Annotated in this window: 10 protein-coding genes; 5 read left to right on the plus strand and 5 right to left on the minus strand. The window is 44.5% G+C overall.

Going from position 1 to position 16,410, the window contains the following annotated elements; all coding sequences use genetic code 11:
• The first annotated feature begins 39 nt into the window (after window positions 1–39).
• The 5 genes from VL121_RS16610 to VL121_RS16630 all read left to right on the plus strand — a co-directional run bounded on the left by VL121_RS16610 (window position 40) and on the right by VL121_RS16630 (window position 11,413).
• The gene (locus tag VL121_RS16610) at window positions 40–1,188 is read left to right on the plus strand and encodes a formylglycine-generating enzyme family protein (RefSeq protein WP_325407396.1); all 1,149 of its coding nucleotides are present in this window, start codon (window positions 40–42) and stop codon (window positions 1,186–1,188) included.
• 47 nt (window positions 1,189–1,235) lie between these two features.
• Complete coding sequence (locus VL121_RS16615; RefSeq protein ID WP_152267063.1) at window positions 1,236–2,549, plus strand: fibrobacter succinogenes major paralogous domain-containing protein; 1,314 nt, start codon at window positions 1,236–1,238, stop codon at window positions 2,547–2,549.
• Window positions 2,550–2,687: 138 nt separating this feature from the next.
• Window positions 2,688–5,138, plus strand: coding sequence for a DUF6259 domain-containing protein (locus tag VL121_RS16620; protein WP_325407399.1), 2,451 nt, complete (start codon window positions 2,688–2,690; stop codon window positions 5,136–5,138).
• Between the two features lie 163 nt (window positions 5,139–5,301).
• Window positions 5,302–8,232, plus strand: coding sequence for a glycoside hydrolase domain-containing protein (locus tag VL121_RS16625; protein WP_325407401.1), 2,931 nt, complete (start codon window positions 5,302–5,304; stop codon window positions 8,230–8,232).
• Between the two features lie 52 nt (window positions 8,233–8,284).
• On the plus strand, window positions 8,285–11,413 hold the full coding sequence (locus VL121_RS16630; RefSeq protein ID WP_325407403.1) for a baseplate wedge protein 53: 3,129 nt from the start codon (window positions 8,285–8,287) through the stop codon (window positions 11,411–11,413).
• A 141-nt stretch (window positions 11,414–11,554) separates the two neighbouring features.
• Here VL121_RS16630 and manA read toward each other — a convergent pair whose 3' ends face one another.
• From manA to VL121_RS16655, 5 genes are all read right to left on the minus strand, one after another.
• The gene (gene manA / locus VL121_RS16635) at window positions 11,555–12,763 is read right to left on the minus strand and encodes a mannose-6-phosphate isomerase, class I (RefSeq protein ID WP_325407405.1); all 1,209 of its coding nucleotides are present in this window, start codon (window positions 12,761–12,763) and stop codon (window positions 11,555–11,557) included.
• A gap of 21 nt (window positions 12,764–12,784) precedes the next feature.
• Window positions 12,785–13,258: a ribonuclease HI gene (rnhA, locus tag VL121_RS16640; protein WP_325407407.1), complete on the minus strand. Its 474-nt coding sequence runs from the start codon at window positions 13,256–13,258 to the stop codon at window positions 12,785–12,787.
• A 62-nt stretch (window positions 13,259–13,320) separates the two neighbouring features.
• The gene (locus VL121_RS16645; RefSeq protein WP_325407409.1) at window positions 13,321–14,109 is read right to left on the minus strand and encodes a PhzF family phenazine biosynthesis protein; all 789 of its coding nucleotides are present in this window, start codon (window positions 14,107–14,109) and stop codon (window positions 13,321–13,323) included.
• A gap of 96 nt (window positions 14,110–14,205) precedes the next feature.
• Entirely contained in the window at window positions 14,206–15,834 is a 1,629-nt protein-coding gene (locus VL121_RS16650; protein ID WP_325407411.1) for an acyl-CoA carboxylase subunit beta, read from the minus strand.
• A gap of 26 nt (window positions 15,835–15,860) precedes the next feature.
• A complete protein-coding gene (locus VL121_RS16655; protein ID WP_325407413.1) occupies window positions 15,861–16,241 on the minus strand; it encodes a Dabb family protein in 381 nt (126 codons plus the stop codon).
• Window positions 16,242–16,410: the final 169 nt, after the last annotated feature.

Here is a 16,410-nt window from a genome sequence, read left to right on the forward strand (position 1 = left end):
CATCCGGTCTGTTAACAGGATCATTAAACGTTTACAATAATGCGCAAACCAAATAGTTTATTATATTTTATACTGGCAGTCGTGCTGCCGCTGATGCACGGGGCGTGCAAAAAAGACACAGCCCTTCCCCAGCTTTCGAAAACAACACTCAAAGCAGTGGGGCCCACCTTCGCTGATATCCAGGGCCGCGTGTATGTGGAAGGTAGTTCCGCCATTATTCAAAGAGGCGCCTGCTGGGAAATGAAAACCAGTGCAGGTGATTCCAAAGTAGTGCAGTTCCCTACTATTCAGGCTGATACCATGCACGCAGAAGGAGGTACTGGTCTGATCAATTTACGCGTTACGGGATTACAGCCAGACACTGCTTATTATGTACGCTTTTTTGCTATTAACGGCGATGGCGTTCAATACAGTTACCCGGTACTGGCCCGAACTCCCCCCATACCAGCCGGTGGTGTTTTTGTAGAGGGTTTCCTCACCGGGCAAACATTCAGCATGGGAAGTCTTGTTGGAGCGCCGGACGAAACACCGGTTCATGAAGTAACACTTCCCAATTATTTTATTGCTACACATGAGGTTACCAACACCCAGTATTGCAAATTCCTGAACAAGCTGGATAGCGCAGGACAAATTTCCCCGGAAGGCGCCGTAGGAAACCTCGAATATATTGATATGGATGATGAGGATGTGCTGATCGTGTATGATAACAATGCGTTTCGTCCTAAAACAGGATTTGAAGATTATCCCGCAGTAGAAGTATCGTGGTATGGTGCAAAAGCATATTGTAACCTGTTTGGTTATACGCTGCCAAGTGAAGCGAGCTGGGAATTTGCGGCAAGGGGTGGATTATTAACCAACAAATATATCTATGCAGGCAGCGATAATGCTGCTGACGTTGCATGGTACAACAGCAATGCAGGCGATCAGTTACACCCTGTTGGTCAAAAACAGGCGAATGAACTGGGTGTGTATGATATGACCGGCAACGTATGGGAGTGGTGCGAAGACTGGTACGGCGCCGATTATTATGCAAACAGTGGCATTGATAACCCTACCGGTCCTTCTTCAGGAGAGTATAAAGTACTGAGAGGAGGTTCCTTTGCGGAGGAAGCTTTTAGCAGCACCAAACGGTATTCCGTTTCTCCCGATGCCACGGAAGCTAATATTGGTTTCCGGGTAAGGTACTGACAACATCGTAATTGAACATTCAGCATCACAAATCATTCTACATTGTTATGAAAAAAATATTCCTTCTTCTGATACATGTCATGCTGTTCGCAGCCTGCACAAAAAAAATGGATTACAATCCGGCAGTAACGCCTGCCGTTGAAACCAAATATCCTGTGAATGTAACGGCTTCCACTGCGGAACTCGTAGCAGATGCACCTGATGGCGGCGGGGAGGTCCTTTCTCGCGGATTTTACTGGATATATCAAAGCCCGGAGATGTTAAATACAGATGGCTCTGTAAATATGTCTCTCGCAGATAGTCTTATTATTAAACAGGGTACAAAAACGGAATCGGATCCCAAAGGAGACTTTAAAAAGAAAATAGAAAACCTTGTAAAGGATACGGCGCTGTTTGTAAAAGCCTATGCCATTAATGCAGCAGGAACCACGTATGGAGAAGTTGTTGCTTTCCGTTCCTCCAAACTGGTGGCTCCAACCGTTACCATCAACCAGGAATATGAAAGCATCGGCGATACTGCCGTAATAGCTGTAGGCGAAGTAACGGCTGTGGGTGGAGACCTGGTTACCGAACGGGGGTTAATATGGGGAACACATGAAGACCCGCTGCTCAATACAAACAAAATGTTGTTGGGTGAAGCACAGGGTAGCTTTACATATACCATTCCATCGCTCGAATTATTTGTGAAATATTACATCACTGCCTATGCCGTGAATTCATTGGGTACTTCTTATAGCGAACCTTTGATCATTGTATTTATTCCGCCAACCTTTACCGATGCAAGAGACGGTGAGGTATATACGGTAAAACAATATGGTGGTGTGATCTGGATGACACAGAACTTCCGGCATCTTCCTGATATAGGCAATGCCGCAGGGATATGGGTACAGGAATATATGGGATCCAGCATCCCGGAAGCGAAGGCCACGCAGGAGTATAAAACCTACGGCGCATTATATAATCTTCAGCAGGCTACCGACCTGGCGCCGGAAGGGTGGCATTTGGCCACCGATGAGGAATGGAAAAAACTGGAAATCATCTCTTCGAACGGAGCATTAACTCCGGAAGCGGCTAACGCATTGGAATGGAGAGCCGCCGGTGGTGGCAGGCTGAAGGGATGGGATGGTGCAAACAATGATATGGCGTTCAATTTAATGCCCGGCGGTAAACAATGGTGTGGTGGGGCTTTCCAGGAGCTGGGCGTATGGGCGCACTACTGGGCGGCTAAAGAGGGTCATCCTTATGACTCCTTTTTCCGCAGGATGCTGGCAGGCTGGGATAATAATATTTTCCGGCAGGATTCTAACGTTGATGGATACCCTGTGTGTGCCGGTATGTCGGCCAGGTATGTAAAAGATTAAGGTTTCCATAAACAACTAGCATGTATTAATGTATTACCTGTTAACCGGATGCCTGTATTATGGCAGGTATCCTGTTACATTTCATCCGGAGAACCTGGGTAGAAACTTCAATTGATTCAAACAACACTTTTATCCTGTATGCGCCTTATCATCATTTGCGTTTGTTTATTATCTATTTCTTTGCCTGCATCTGCACGCCACCCCGTTGAAAAAGCACAAAAAATTATTCAACTGGAAAACAGGCAACTGGCATTGGCATTTGATCCAGCAACCGGGGCGTTGACTAAACTGATCAATAAAAAAACCGGCGATAATTATATCAAACATCCCGCAGGCGGAAACCTGTTCAGGTTATACCTCAACGCAGGTAAAATGCCGGATCTTTCAGCAGGACCGCATAATGGAAGCGATGGAGGTGTGCTTGTGGATCCTTCCGGTTGTATCCTGGAGCACTTTTTCCTGAACAAAAAAAAGGATGTTACGGAGCTCATTTTACAGATCCGCCCGAAAACATTTGCTGTTAAGGTAAAGGTTACCATCACGCTCTCCAATGCCGCGGATTATTTTGATTGCTCGCTGGCCGTTACCAATGGTTCAGATGCGTCCTGCCGCATATATTCAGCTTTACCTTATTTCTCAGGCATCAGTCTTGGAAATACAGCCGCGACAAATCTCGCCGTGAATATGTGGGACAGGGGTTATCCCGGCATTAAAGCATGGGAAAAAAACAGTGGGGGGGTGTACGGCAGGGATGTTTCCATGCAATGGCAATGTGTATATGAGCCTGCGTTGGATGAGGGATTGGCATTTATAACCATGGATACTGCTTTCAGCAATAAAATCCTTACCTGTTTCCCGGGTGGGGGGATGCAGTCCTTATACTTTGATACCAAAGAGATACAACCTGGTCTTTCCTTTCAATGGCCAACCGCCCGCGTGGTTGTTTTTAATGGCAACTGGCGCACCGCTGCGAAAGTATACCAGGGTTGGGCCAATGAATATCTCAAACCGAGACCCGTGCCCCGGTGGTATACCAATGAAGTTGTCATACGGGGAAGTAGCTGGATTCCTACGCGGGAAGCTGTAGAAAAGAACAAATCAACTCAACAACCCCATAGTTTTACTTCTTTCCGTAATCTGTTGCATTTATATCAGGGTGGTTATTCGGATTGCCTGGAAATGGCCATGTGGAATGAAGGGGTGAATCTTTGGCCGGAAACCTATGGTCCCTGGATGTCTTCCGGATTTCTTGACTTCCGCTCAGACCTTGGTGGAAAATCAGCTTTTGAAGAAGGTGTAAAAAATGTGCATCGCTTTGGCCGAAAAGTAGCCATGTACGTTGCCGGATATGGCATCAGAACAACCAGCCCGTTGTTTAAGGATGGTGACTGGAAAAAGTGGGCGATCGTTAATAATAAGGAAGGCGAAATCAATTTTGGTTACCGCGGTGAAAAGGAAACGGAGATCTTCGGCATTTTTAACTGCCTGGGATATAAACCCTGGCAGGATAACATCATACGGGTCTGTACCATGCTTGCCAGGGCAGGCGTTGATGAAATACGACTTGATGAAATCGGCTTTCCGTTCAAGCCCTGCTTCAACCAGGAGCACCATCATGCCAGCCCGTATGATAGCCAGGTATGGACGCGGGAATACCTGAGAAGAATCCGGGAAGCGGTAGATCAAATCAATCCACAAATGGTGATCTCCACCGAATTTTTCATGGACTATTTCCATACTTATACCAACGGCGCCCTGGTAATGGACTGCAGCGGTAAGGAAATTGATGCGATGAAAGTGGCCCTGCCGCAGTATATGGCCATGTCTTACCATGCAGGCGCTGCAGAAGCTGCTATCACAGGTGCCATCATGGGTAAGCCCGAAGCATACCGGCTCAACTGGGCCTGGACCGATAAAGGAACAGAACGGTCCGATGATTATCCTTCCGGACCCGGCATCCGTTTACCCTTTTACGAATTGTATCCAACATTTGCAGAAACGCTGGTGAAAGCGGATATCACCGACCAGGATCCGACCGCCGCGCAGGACCCCGCATGGATGGGACATCTTTGGAAGAACAAAGATTACTGGCTTTTAATAGGAGGGCATGATGATATCAGTGCGCTGTCCGCGGGCGAAATAGATGTGATGCTTCCGGAACTGCCTGAAAAATTTAAGTATGCTTTTGAATTTAATGTGCAGACCCTTGAGATGAAACCAATACCCATAACGCGCAGTAAAAAAGGGATATCTATAAAACTGCATCACCCATTGTCGTTGGTATTTTTCCCTGCTGTGTCCTGCCCGCCGCTGCCGGTCATAGAACCACTGAACCGGATGCTAAGTGCCGGATCAGGGATGCAGGTGGCTGTAAAACTTTTCGCTCCCTGGAATCCGCTATCTGAAAAAAGAAATATTTCATCGCTTGTATTAAAAGCACCTGGCTTTGAGGTGAGCAAAGGAAAAGTAAAAGGAAATACTGTTTATTTTGATATTCAAAGTCCTGTGGGTATTGAACCCAATAATTATTTTTTACAGGTACAAAACAATCATTGCATGCCACGCAGGCAATGGTTCCAGGTAGAATAAATCAGTGATCTTTAATTATACTTATAAAACAATATAAACGCTTTGGTTCGGGGCTATTTATAATAAGGGAGAGGATTTCCTCTTCCTTTCTTTACATTTTCTTTCCATAGAGAAAATGTTCATCCATTCAACCCGGAGTATTCCATATGCATCAATTATTATCATGAAAAAAATTACCTGCTTCGTTTGTGCCTTATTTGTAATGTGGAGTACACAAGCCCAGAACAAGGATATTACCTATACTGTGCCTGCCGCTTCCTGGCCGGAACAATTCGGAAATCACCGGGCGGTTATCAACATCAAAGAGCCTGCGGATGCCGTCCATATTAATTTCCTGTGGAGAAGGCATGATAAGGATCCTGAAACAAGAAAAATGCAGATCGTATCTGCTGCAACAGGAACGGAAGTGCCTAATATTCACAGGGTGTATATTGATAAGGAAAGATGCGAGCTCGTTTTTGGTCCTGTAAAAGAGCCGGGAGAATATTACTTTTATTATCTTCCTTATACACCGGAACTTAAGCAATACAGTCCAGGATACTATCTTGATCCTGAAAAAAAACCTGCTGCTTCATGGACGCAGCAACATGCATTGGCTGACAATCCCTCCGCTTTCCATAATGTACAGGAAGCTACGGTTAAGCAAATACAGGCGAGATCATCTTTTGATAGTTTCTACCCCATGGAAGTCACCGCCACAGCCAAGGAAGTAGATAGCTTTCTGCACAGGAACACCGCAGATTTTCTTGTTTTTGCAGAAGACAGAACTTATCCCATCCGAATGCCGGATGCCTTGCCCCTACGCTGGATTGAAAAGCAACCATCGCTAGCCTTCACCGGGCATGCACTGAAAAATGAATATTATGCTTTTCAACTCGGCGTAATCGCAGCACATAAAAACATTGAAAATATTAAACCGGTATTCTCCGATTTAAAAGATGCCAAAGGCAACACGATTCCTTTATCGGCAATTACCTGCTTCAATACCACCGGTGTGGATACGAAGGGGAAGCCCTTCACCAAAAAAGTACATATTATACAGGGAAAGGTGCAGCCACTCTGGATCGGGATAGATATTCCTGCAGGGGCAGCACCGGGTAATTACCAGGGTATGATTACTTTGGCTGCTGATAACGCGAAGGAACAAACGATAAAACTGCAGCTCAGTATTGCTGATTCAACCCTGCCCGACCGGGGCGACGGTGAAACATGGCGGCATTCAAGGCTCCGGTGGCTGAATTCCACCCTGGGCATCAATGATAATCCAACGTTACGTTATAAGGCGCTGCAAGCAACAGGTAACCGCATTGAAGCTACCGGGAAATCCGTGTTGCTGGATTCCTATGGATTACCCGCTCAAATCAATATCACGGATAAAAGTATTTTAGCTGCTCCCGTGCAATTTGCTGTGGAAATCAACAACAGGGTAGTGGTTTTTCCGGCAGGAAAATTTTCTATTACAGAAAAAAAGCCTGGTATTATCAAATGGAAAAGCAGGATTGAAAATGACAGCTTGTTGCTTGAATGCAATGGAGAAATGGAGTTCGATGGAAGGCTTAGCTACAAATATCGCGTGCAGGCAAAGATCCCTGTGCATATCCAGGATATCCGTATCGCTTTTCCCATGAAAAAAAAATTTGCTACCTACCTGGTAGGTATGGGCAGAATGGGCGGTTATACACCCAAAAATCATATCTCCCGCTGGCTGAAAACAGAAGACAGTTTCTGGATAGGCGAAACAAGCGGCGGACTCCAATGTGAACTGAGGGGTGGCCGCTACCATGGCCCGTTGCTGAATTTATACCAGCCCAATCCGCCAGCCAGTTGGTTTAATGGCGTGAATGGCGGTTTCAGGATTGACAGTGATGAGCAAACCGTTACCGCATCTGCATATAGTGGAGCAAGAAAAATGAACGCGGGTCAATCCGTTGATTACGAGTTTGCGGTATTGCTTACGCCAGTAAAAGCAATGGACATGAAAAAACAGTTTACAGAACGGTATTTCCATAGTCCGTATCCTACTCCCGAGGTGATTGCAAACGGAGGGAATGTGATGAATATTCATCATGCCAACCCATACAACCCTTTTATCAATTATCCATTCATCGCGCAAAAAGAAATGAAAGGCATTACGGAGCAGTGGCATGCAAAAGGATGGAAGGTCAAAATATATTATACGGTCAGGGAGCTGAGCAATCATCTTACCGAAATATGGGCCTTGCGCAGCCTGGGCAATGAAGTATTGTCCGGTGGAGACGGTGGTGGTTACCAGTGGCTGCAGGAACATCTCGTAACGGATTATTCACCGCAATGGTATACGCACCTGGGTAATGGGGTAGTGGATGCCGCTATTCTGAACGGCAGTGAATCGCGCTGGTATAACTATTATATTGAAGGATTAAACTGGCTGGTAAAAAACATGGATATTGACGGGCTGTATCTCGATGATGTTTCCTTTGACCGCAATATCATCAAAAGAATGCGCAAGGTAATGGAGCTTACCAAACCCGATTGCATGATTGACCTGCATTCCAATACCGCATTCTCCCTGGGTTCTATGAACCAGAACCTGGAGATGTTCCCTTTTATAGATAAAACATGGTTCGGCGAAGGATTTAATTTTGACCTGATGCCGGCCGATTTCTGGTTGACCGAAGTAAGCGGAATACCATTTGGCATTGGCAACGATGTATTGATGCACATGAGTGTAAACAACAGGAGAGGGATGAGTTTTGGAATGACCCATCGCGGGTTTGTTCCGATGTGGAAACTTTGGGATGAATTCGGCATTGCTGAAGCGCAGATGAGAGGTTATTGGGAAAAAACGCCCGTAGTTACTACAGATCACAAAAACATCGTTGCCACCGCATATGTGAAAAAAGGGAAGACGCTGATTGCAGTGGGTAGTTGGGAAAATAAACCGGCTACGGTACACTTAAAACTGAACTGGAAAGTACTGGGCTTAGATCCTGCGAAAGTAAATATTACAGCACCTGCCATAGATGATTACCAGGTGAAGAGAACCTATAAACCAGGGGAACCGATTTTAATAGATGCCAAAGGAGATTGCCTGTTAATCGTTTCTGAGCGATAAGCGCTTACCTGCTTTTTTATTACTTACAAACAAGTCCTCAAAATTGTATACGATGAAGTATGTCATGAGTTTTTGTGCATTGGTTTTTTTTTCAGTCATATCTGTCGCGCAGCAGCAGGCGCAGCTTACGGAGAAAACGATGTCCATGCCAACGTATCCTTTTTCTGACCCTAATCCGATTGCATCTCCCGTTGAAGCCTATCCCAATATGTATCCTTATTATAGATTTGATGGGTATACCAACGAAGCCGTTCCTAAAAACTGGAAGGTCGTGGAACTGGAAAATCAATTTATCAAAGTGCTGATTTTCCCGGAGATCGGGGGCAAGATCTGGACCGCCATCGAAAAGAAAACCAACCAGCCTTTTTTATATTATAATCATGTGGTTAAGTTCCGTGACATTGCTATGCGTGGTGCATGGACCAGTGGCGGTATTGAATTTAATTACGGCATCATCGGGCATACGCCCAACTGTTCAACACCCGTGGACTACAGCACCCGAAAAAATGAGGACGGAAGCGTGAGCTGTTTTGTAGGCGCCCTTGATTTGATCACCCGGTCTACCTGGAGAATAGAGATCAACCTGCCCGTTGGTAAGGCCTATTTTACCACACGGTCTTTCTGGCATAATTCTAATTCTATCACCCAGCCTTATTATCACTGGATGAATGCAGCTATTCCTTCCGCAGGTAACCTGGAATTTATTGCACCGGGAAATCATTATATCGGCCATGAAGGCGAAGTGGGAAATTGGCCGATAAATACAAGCAATGGAAAACAATTGTCTTTTTATGAACAGAATGATTTCGGGGAATATAAGTCCTATCATGTGATGGGAAAACAGGCTGATTTTTTTGGTGGCTACTGGCATGACAAAAATTTCGGGATGGCGCATTATTCCCACAAAGATGATAAGCCTGGAAAAAAATTATTTATCTGGGGATTGTCTGAGCAGGGGATGATCTGGCAAAATATTTTATCTGATCATGACGGGCAGTATGTGGAAGTACAGGCCGGGCGACTGTTTAATCAGAATGTGGAAACCAGTTCCTTTACCCCTTTTAAGCAAACAGGTTTTGCACGTTATGGCACGGATACCTGGTCTGAATACTGGTTCCCCGTGCTACAAACAAAAGGGATCTCTGTGGCTAATCCATACGGTACCCTGCATGTTCAAAAAGACAGCGGTAAACTCGCGCTGTATTTTTCACCCGTTGCCGCCATCTCCGATTCCATCCAGGTTGAAGCAGCCGGAAAAACGCTGTACAGCCGGTTTGTATCCCTGGCGCCGCTGGATTTTTTTTCAGACTCAATTTCAAGCCCTGACCTCAGCGGAAATATAGTGGTTAAGATCGGTAAGCATAAAATGGTATATGATGAAAAAGAAGAGAAGGATACTTTGACGCGTCCTTTATATGCTCCCGCGGGTATAGATAACAGTGCGCATCATCTGTACCGGATTGCTACCGACAGGCTGCAACAAAGATTTTACGGCGAAGCGGAACGTTACCTCAGGCTGGCAATTCAAAAAGACAGCTTTCATGTTCCTTCCCTAACCGCTATGGCATGGCTGAAGCTGGAGTCTATGCTATATGATTCGGCTGCTTTGTATGCCCGCCACGCGCTGGCAATCGACACATACGATGGTGCTGCCAACTATTATTTTGGATTGGCCAGCCTTTCACTTCGCAAGAATGGCGATGCGTTGGATGCGTTCAGTATGGCAACGCAGTCAACGGAATTCCGGGGAGCTGCTTATACGGAACTGGCGAAAATACAGCTCAGGAATAAACAATATGCGGAAGCTGTGGCATACGCCGATAAGGCGCTTGCATACAATGCAAAAAACAATACAGCTCACGAAATCAAAGCCATCGCCTTCAGGCACCAGCATTCCATGCAGCAGACATCAGCCTTGCTGGGCGAATTGTTACAGAACGATCCGCTTAATCATTTTGCCCGGTTTGAAAGATATTTATCGGATAGCATAAAGTATCCTTATACCTATTTCAGTATGCTTATCCGGAATGAGATGCCTTCCGAAACAATGCTTGAGCTTGCGATAGCCTATTATATCAGAGGTTGCACAAAGGAGGCAGAACAGTTGTTGACCAGAATATCCGGTCATCCCGAAGCGATGTACTGGTTGGCCTGGATATGCCATCAAAGCCAAAGACCATATACCCCCTGGATCGAAAAAGCAGAAAAGCTTTCACCCGCATTCATCTTTCCGTTCCGCCATGAAACTGCACGCATTTTGGAACAGCTTGCCCACGAAAGCCATTCCTGGAAAACCAAATATTACCTGGCACTTATTTACAGAAGCCATAACAGGATCAATGACGCAGGCGAGCTGTTTCATGCCTGTGGTACAGCACCTGATTATGCCCCGTTTTATATTACCAGGATGAACACCACTCCGCACGATGCCCCGGTCACACTGAATCATCTCAACAAGGCGATAAGCCTTGATCCATCCAACTGGAGATACCATAAACTCCTTACTGAATTTTTTATCGGGCAGCAACGGTATAAGGAGGCATTGGATGCTTGTGAAGCATATTATAAAAAACATGCTTCCGATTATAAAATGGGCATGCTGTATGCGAAAACACTCCTGCTCAACCAGCAGTATACCAAAGCGGATAAGGTGTTGGCCGGATTGTATATCATTCCCTTTGAAGGCGCTACAGAAGGACATGAGCTTTATCGCGAAGCAAAACTGATGCAGGGCGTTCAGGCACTCCATCAAAAAAAATATGTAAAAGCGCTGGGTTTTCTTAAACAATCGAAAGCATGGCCCACACAGCTTGGATCAGGCAAACCATATGAACAGGATATGGATCAGTTGGTACCCGATTTTCTCGAAGTGATCTGTTATGAGGCATTGGGGAAAAAGGCGGCATCGGAAAAAATCATCCAGACCATTGTTCAGCGTCCGGCGACATATAAAATAAAAAACAGCAGTCTGCTGGTAAAAGCCTGGGCAATAGATAAGAGTGGACTTGGAACAGGTAGCGGCCTGGAATTTTTGACAAGCCAATTGAAAAAACATCCTTCACAAAAAATTATACGATGGAGTTTTAATATGTACACCGCACAGGCTTTTCCGGAGCTGTCGGTTCATGAAAAAGATGCTGATATAAGGGTGCTGGAAGCTATTGCATCAAAAACTGAATAATTAAAATAAAGGGCCACTTTAAAATTTGGGGGAGTAGTTTATAGTTGATCCAAAAAGAGTGTTGGATCAGTGAGTATTTACTTGGTGCTTTATATTTCTCCGGATTTCGGGCTTCCGGTTTTTCAATTTGTAGTTTATGGTTTATGCATGCTGCTTTGGTACACCCGCTTTATATAATACTGCCCTTGTGCCGGCGCTTATGGTATAGGTTTCGGAAGCGCCAACCAGCACAGCTTCTCCTTTTTTTAAGTGAAGTGTTTGCATACCGCTTGTAATGACTGCTTCACCTTCTGTTATCAACAGTATTTCCGCGGAAAAAGCAGTGTGCCTGTATATGGATTGTTTGTTAACCGTAATGCTGCTTACAATAAAATCGGGTACCGGGCAATGATAGATGGTTTCCTCGCCGGTTTTTTCTCCATTCATAACCTGCGGAACAATACCTTCGAACAAAGTATGTTTTAAAAGTTCAGCTACATCTATATGCTTGCTGGTTAACCCGCCGCGTAATACATTATCAGAATTAGACATCAGCTCCATATTCTGTCCTTCTAAATAAGCATGGGGCACCCCTGCACCCTGGAATATGGCCTGTCCGGGGTGTAACTGTACGATATTAAAAAAATAAATGGAAAATATTCCCCGGTCAATACCGGTATTATTGCCATTATGCGATGTTAATGTTTTACAGGCCCAGTATGCCGGGTCAGATTTTGATAACCGGCCGGCTTTATATAATAGTTCAGCTTTTTGAAGTAACGGTCTCAGCATGTTATTTACGTCAGCCTGGGGCAATTCCATTACCTGTTTATATAATCCGTAATAACCTTCTTTTTCAAATACGGGCAATAATGTTTCAAATGCATCTGTTTGCTGTAAAGTTTGCAACAGTAATTTCTTTTCTTTGAAACCATGCAATAACCAAAACTCGCTTAAAGCCAGCATTACTTCGGGTTTGTGATTATCGTCTTTATAATTGCGATGGGGCGCGTTAAGCGGAATGCCTGCTTCATTCTCCCGGGCAAAACCTTTTTCAGCTTCTGCTTTGGAAGGATGTACCTGTATAGAGAGCATATCCTTTACATCCAATACTTTAAACAGGTAGGGTAATCTGCCAAACCGGGCAGCAGTTTTTTCTCCCAGCCATTGCGCCGGATTATTCCCGATCAGTTCATTTAAAGCGATGTTGTGGTTTGTATTTTGTTCAACAAAGGAAGGCGCGCTGGCATGTGCGCCCATCCAGTATTCGGCATAAGGTTGTTGTGGAGTATTGTCTATTCCTAATAATGCCGGTATATATGCTGTTCCACCCCATGCATAGTGCTGTACTTTGCCTGTGAGTTTATACATAATTTATTTATTTAATTATAATCAGTCATTGATCCCGTTTTCATACATATCATCTGCTACCAGGTTTTTTCCATCTGCAGCAGCAGTAGCCAGTTCATCACAACGGTTATTGTAAGGATTGTCGGCATGTCCTTTTACCCACACAAATTGTATATTGTGTTTTTGTGAAAGCTGGTAAAAACGTTTCCAGAGATCTTTGTTTTTTTTGCCGCCTTTAAAATCGGTTGCGATCCATTTTTTCAGCCAGCCTTCTTTTACCGCCTTTACTACATACTGGCTGTCCGAATAAATGGTAACGGGCATATTGCCTTTGGTTAATGCTTCCAGCGCCGCAATCACCGCCATCAGTTCCATACGGTTATTGGTAGTGAGCCGGTAGCCCTGTGATAGTTCTTTTTCGGCTGTGCCCCATTTTAAAATGGCGCCGTATCCTCCCCGCCCGGGATTACCCCTTGCCGCGCCATCGGTATAAATAATTAGTGTTGGTTGAGACATAGTTGTGTTGCCGGAAGCCCGAAGAAGTTAATTTCGAAATCCGGATTTAACTTCTTCTGATTTTATAATATTATTTCTCCTTTCATGTAGGTAACTGCATAGCCGCTCATTAAAACCCTGTTGCCCGATAGTTCACAATCCAAATAGCCCTTTCTTGCGGAAAGCTGGATGGCTGTCATTTCCTTTTTACCAAGCACTTCAGCCCAATATGGGGTAAGCAGGGTATGCGCCGATCCTGTAACAGGGTCTTCATCAATGCCGCTTTGCGGAAAGAAACACCGCGAAACAAAATCCGCATCGTCTCCACGTGCAGTTACGAGTACACCTCTGCTCTTAATAGTAGCCAGTGTTTTAAAGTCGGGTTGTAATTGTTCAATCGTTTGCTGGTTGTTTACCACCGCCATGTAGTCAAACTTTCCTTTGTATACTTCATTTATCCTTATCCCAAGACCTTCGTTTATGGCTGCAGGTATATCGGTTATGCTTTCAAAACGGTCTGCCGGAAAATCTAAAGTAAGCTGCCCGTTTTTTTTCCGGGTAACTTTTAGCAGTCCGCTTTTTGAATGAAAGCCAATCTCTTTTTCCGTATGTTGTAAATGATTGAAAAAGATATGAGCTGCGGCCAGCGTGGCGTGCCCGCAAAGATCTACTTCAACGGTTGGCGTAAACCACCGGATATGGTATCCGTCATTTTCGGGAACAATAAATGCTGTTTCAGCAAGATTGTTTTCGAGTGCTATGTTTTGCATTATCTCATCCGTTAGCCATTCTTTTAACGGGCATACGGCAGCGGGATTTCCTCCAAACATATTTTGTGTAAATGCATCCGCCTGGTATATGGGAACTGTCATATGAACTTGATTGATTGGTTAAAGACTGACTGCTTACTGCTGACCCCTGATACCTGACTGCTGATACCTGACTGCTGATACCTGACACCTCATCCCTCACACCTGAAAAACACCGAGGCTAAAGCTGTCTGTTATTTTTTTGTGGTTGGCTGCGGCTATGCCTTCCGCAATCAGTTTCCGGGTATCTGCCGGGTCAATAATATCGTCTACCCATAACCGTGCAGCGGCATAAAATGGAGTGGTTTGTTTTTCGTAGCGGTTCTTTATGTCATCTAATAATTTTTTCTCAGCCGTAGGATCAATGGTTTCTTCTTTTGCTTTTAGCGCATTCACCTGTATTTGTAATAAGGTTTGAGCGGCCTGCCCGCCTCCCATTACCGCTATTTTTGCAGAAGGCCACGCATAAATAAACCGCGGATCATAGGCTTTGCCACACATGGCATAATTGCCCGCTCCGTATGAGTTACCAATAATAATTGTGATTTTGGGTACAACAGAATTGGCTACGGCATTCACCATTTTTGCGCCGTCTTTAATAATGCCCGAATGTTCGCTGCGGCTGCCCACCATAAAGCCGGTTACATCCTGCAAAAAAACCAAAGGAATATTTTTTTGGTTGCAGTTCATTATAAAACGGGCGGCCTTATCCGCACTGTCGTTATAAATAACGCCACCCATCTGCATTTCCCCGCGTTTATTCTTAATTATTTTACGCTGGTTGGCCACTATGCCAACTGCCCAGCCTTCAATACGGGCATAGCCGCATAAAATAGTTTGTCCGTAATCTTTTTTATACTGATCAAAATCAGAATCGTCTGTTATCCTTTCAATGATCTCAAGCATATCATAGGGCTTCGATGCATCTGAAGGCAGAATACCATAAATTTCCGCAGGGTCTTTTTTCGGAACTTTGCTTTTTATCCTGTTGAATCCTGCGGTTTCTTTTGTACCCAGTTTAGCACATATCTTTTTTATCTCATCTAAGCATTGCTGTTCAGTGTCGAATTTATAGTCGGCAATACCGCTTATTTCTGTATGGGTTACCGCGCCGCCCAGGCTTTCCGCATCTACTTCCTCTCCAATAGCTGCTTTCACTAAGTAAGGTCCGGCAAGATAAATAGAACCCTGGTTGTTTACGATCAGTGTTTCATCACTCATTACAGGAAGGTAGGCGCCACCTGCAACACAGGCGCCCATTACCGCGGCAATTTGGGTAATGCCCATGGCGCTCATGCGGGCGTTATTGCGAAAGATGCGGCCAAAATGTTCTTTATCCGGAAAAATCTCATCCTGCAGGGGCAAAAAAACGCCGGCACTGTCTACTAAATAAATTACCGGCAGATTATTTTCCATGGCAATTTCCTGCATGCGCAGATTTTTTTTTCCTGTAGCCGGAAACCACGCACCGGCTTTTACGGTTTGGTCATTGGCTACAATTACGCATTGTTTTCCGCTTACATACCCTATGCCGGCAACCGTTCCGCCTGCGGGGCAACCACCGTATGCTTCATACATTTCATAGCCCGAAAAAACGCCAATTTCTACAAAAGGCGCACCCCTGTCTGTCAAATATTCAATTCGTTCCCGCGCAAGCAGTTTGTTCTTTTCTTTTTGCTTTTTTATTGCTTTTTTGCCACCGCCTGCATAAATTATCTCACGCTCCTGCTTTACATGGCTTAACGCCAGCTTCAGGGCGTCCTCATTTTTATTATTTTCTATATTCATTTAAGCAGCGTATTAATAATAACCATTTAATCCTTTGCCCAGTAGTCTATTACTAAAACTTTATCTAAGTAGGGTGTTAGCACGTCTACAAATGCCTTATGTGCAACATGCGGAAGATATATAGCCCTGTCTTTCTCACTTGTAAAGCTAACAAAAAAGCAATGCGTAAATCCCTGTGCAAGGTTTTCCGGGCTATTGTTGGTCCCCCATTCTAATGCCTTAATTTCTTTGATTTTTGATGGCAGCGCCCGGAATGCATTTTCTACTTCCTTTACCTGCCGGGCAGTAGCGTCATCTTTAAATTTAAATAAAACAACGTGTCTGAGCATTTTCTGTTCTTTGTTTGTGGCTGAAATAACCGCGCCTGCAATAATGCAGATTGCGATGATAGCAATTAAATTTTTCATTTGCTTTGTTTTAGGTATAGATATTTTAAGTATTCTTTAAATACCGGTCAAATATAAACTATAGATCACATTTTTTCCTTTTCACTTTAAAATACAAAAGCGATATGCATATGCATACCGCTCCTGTATTTTTTACAGCATCAACTACTAATACATCATAATAAATGGA

The organism is Agriterribacter sp., from assembly GCF_035497235.1.
In the GTDB taxonomy this organism is placed as follows: Bacteria; Bacteroidota; Bacteroidia; order Chitinophagales; family Chitinophagaceae; genus Agriterribacter.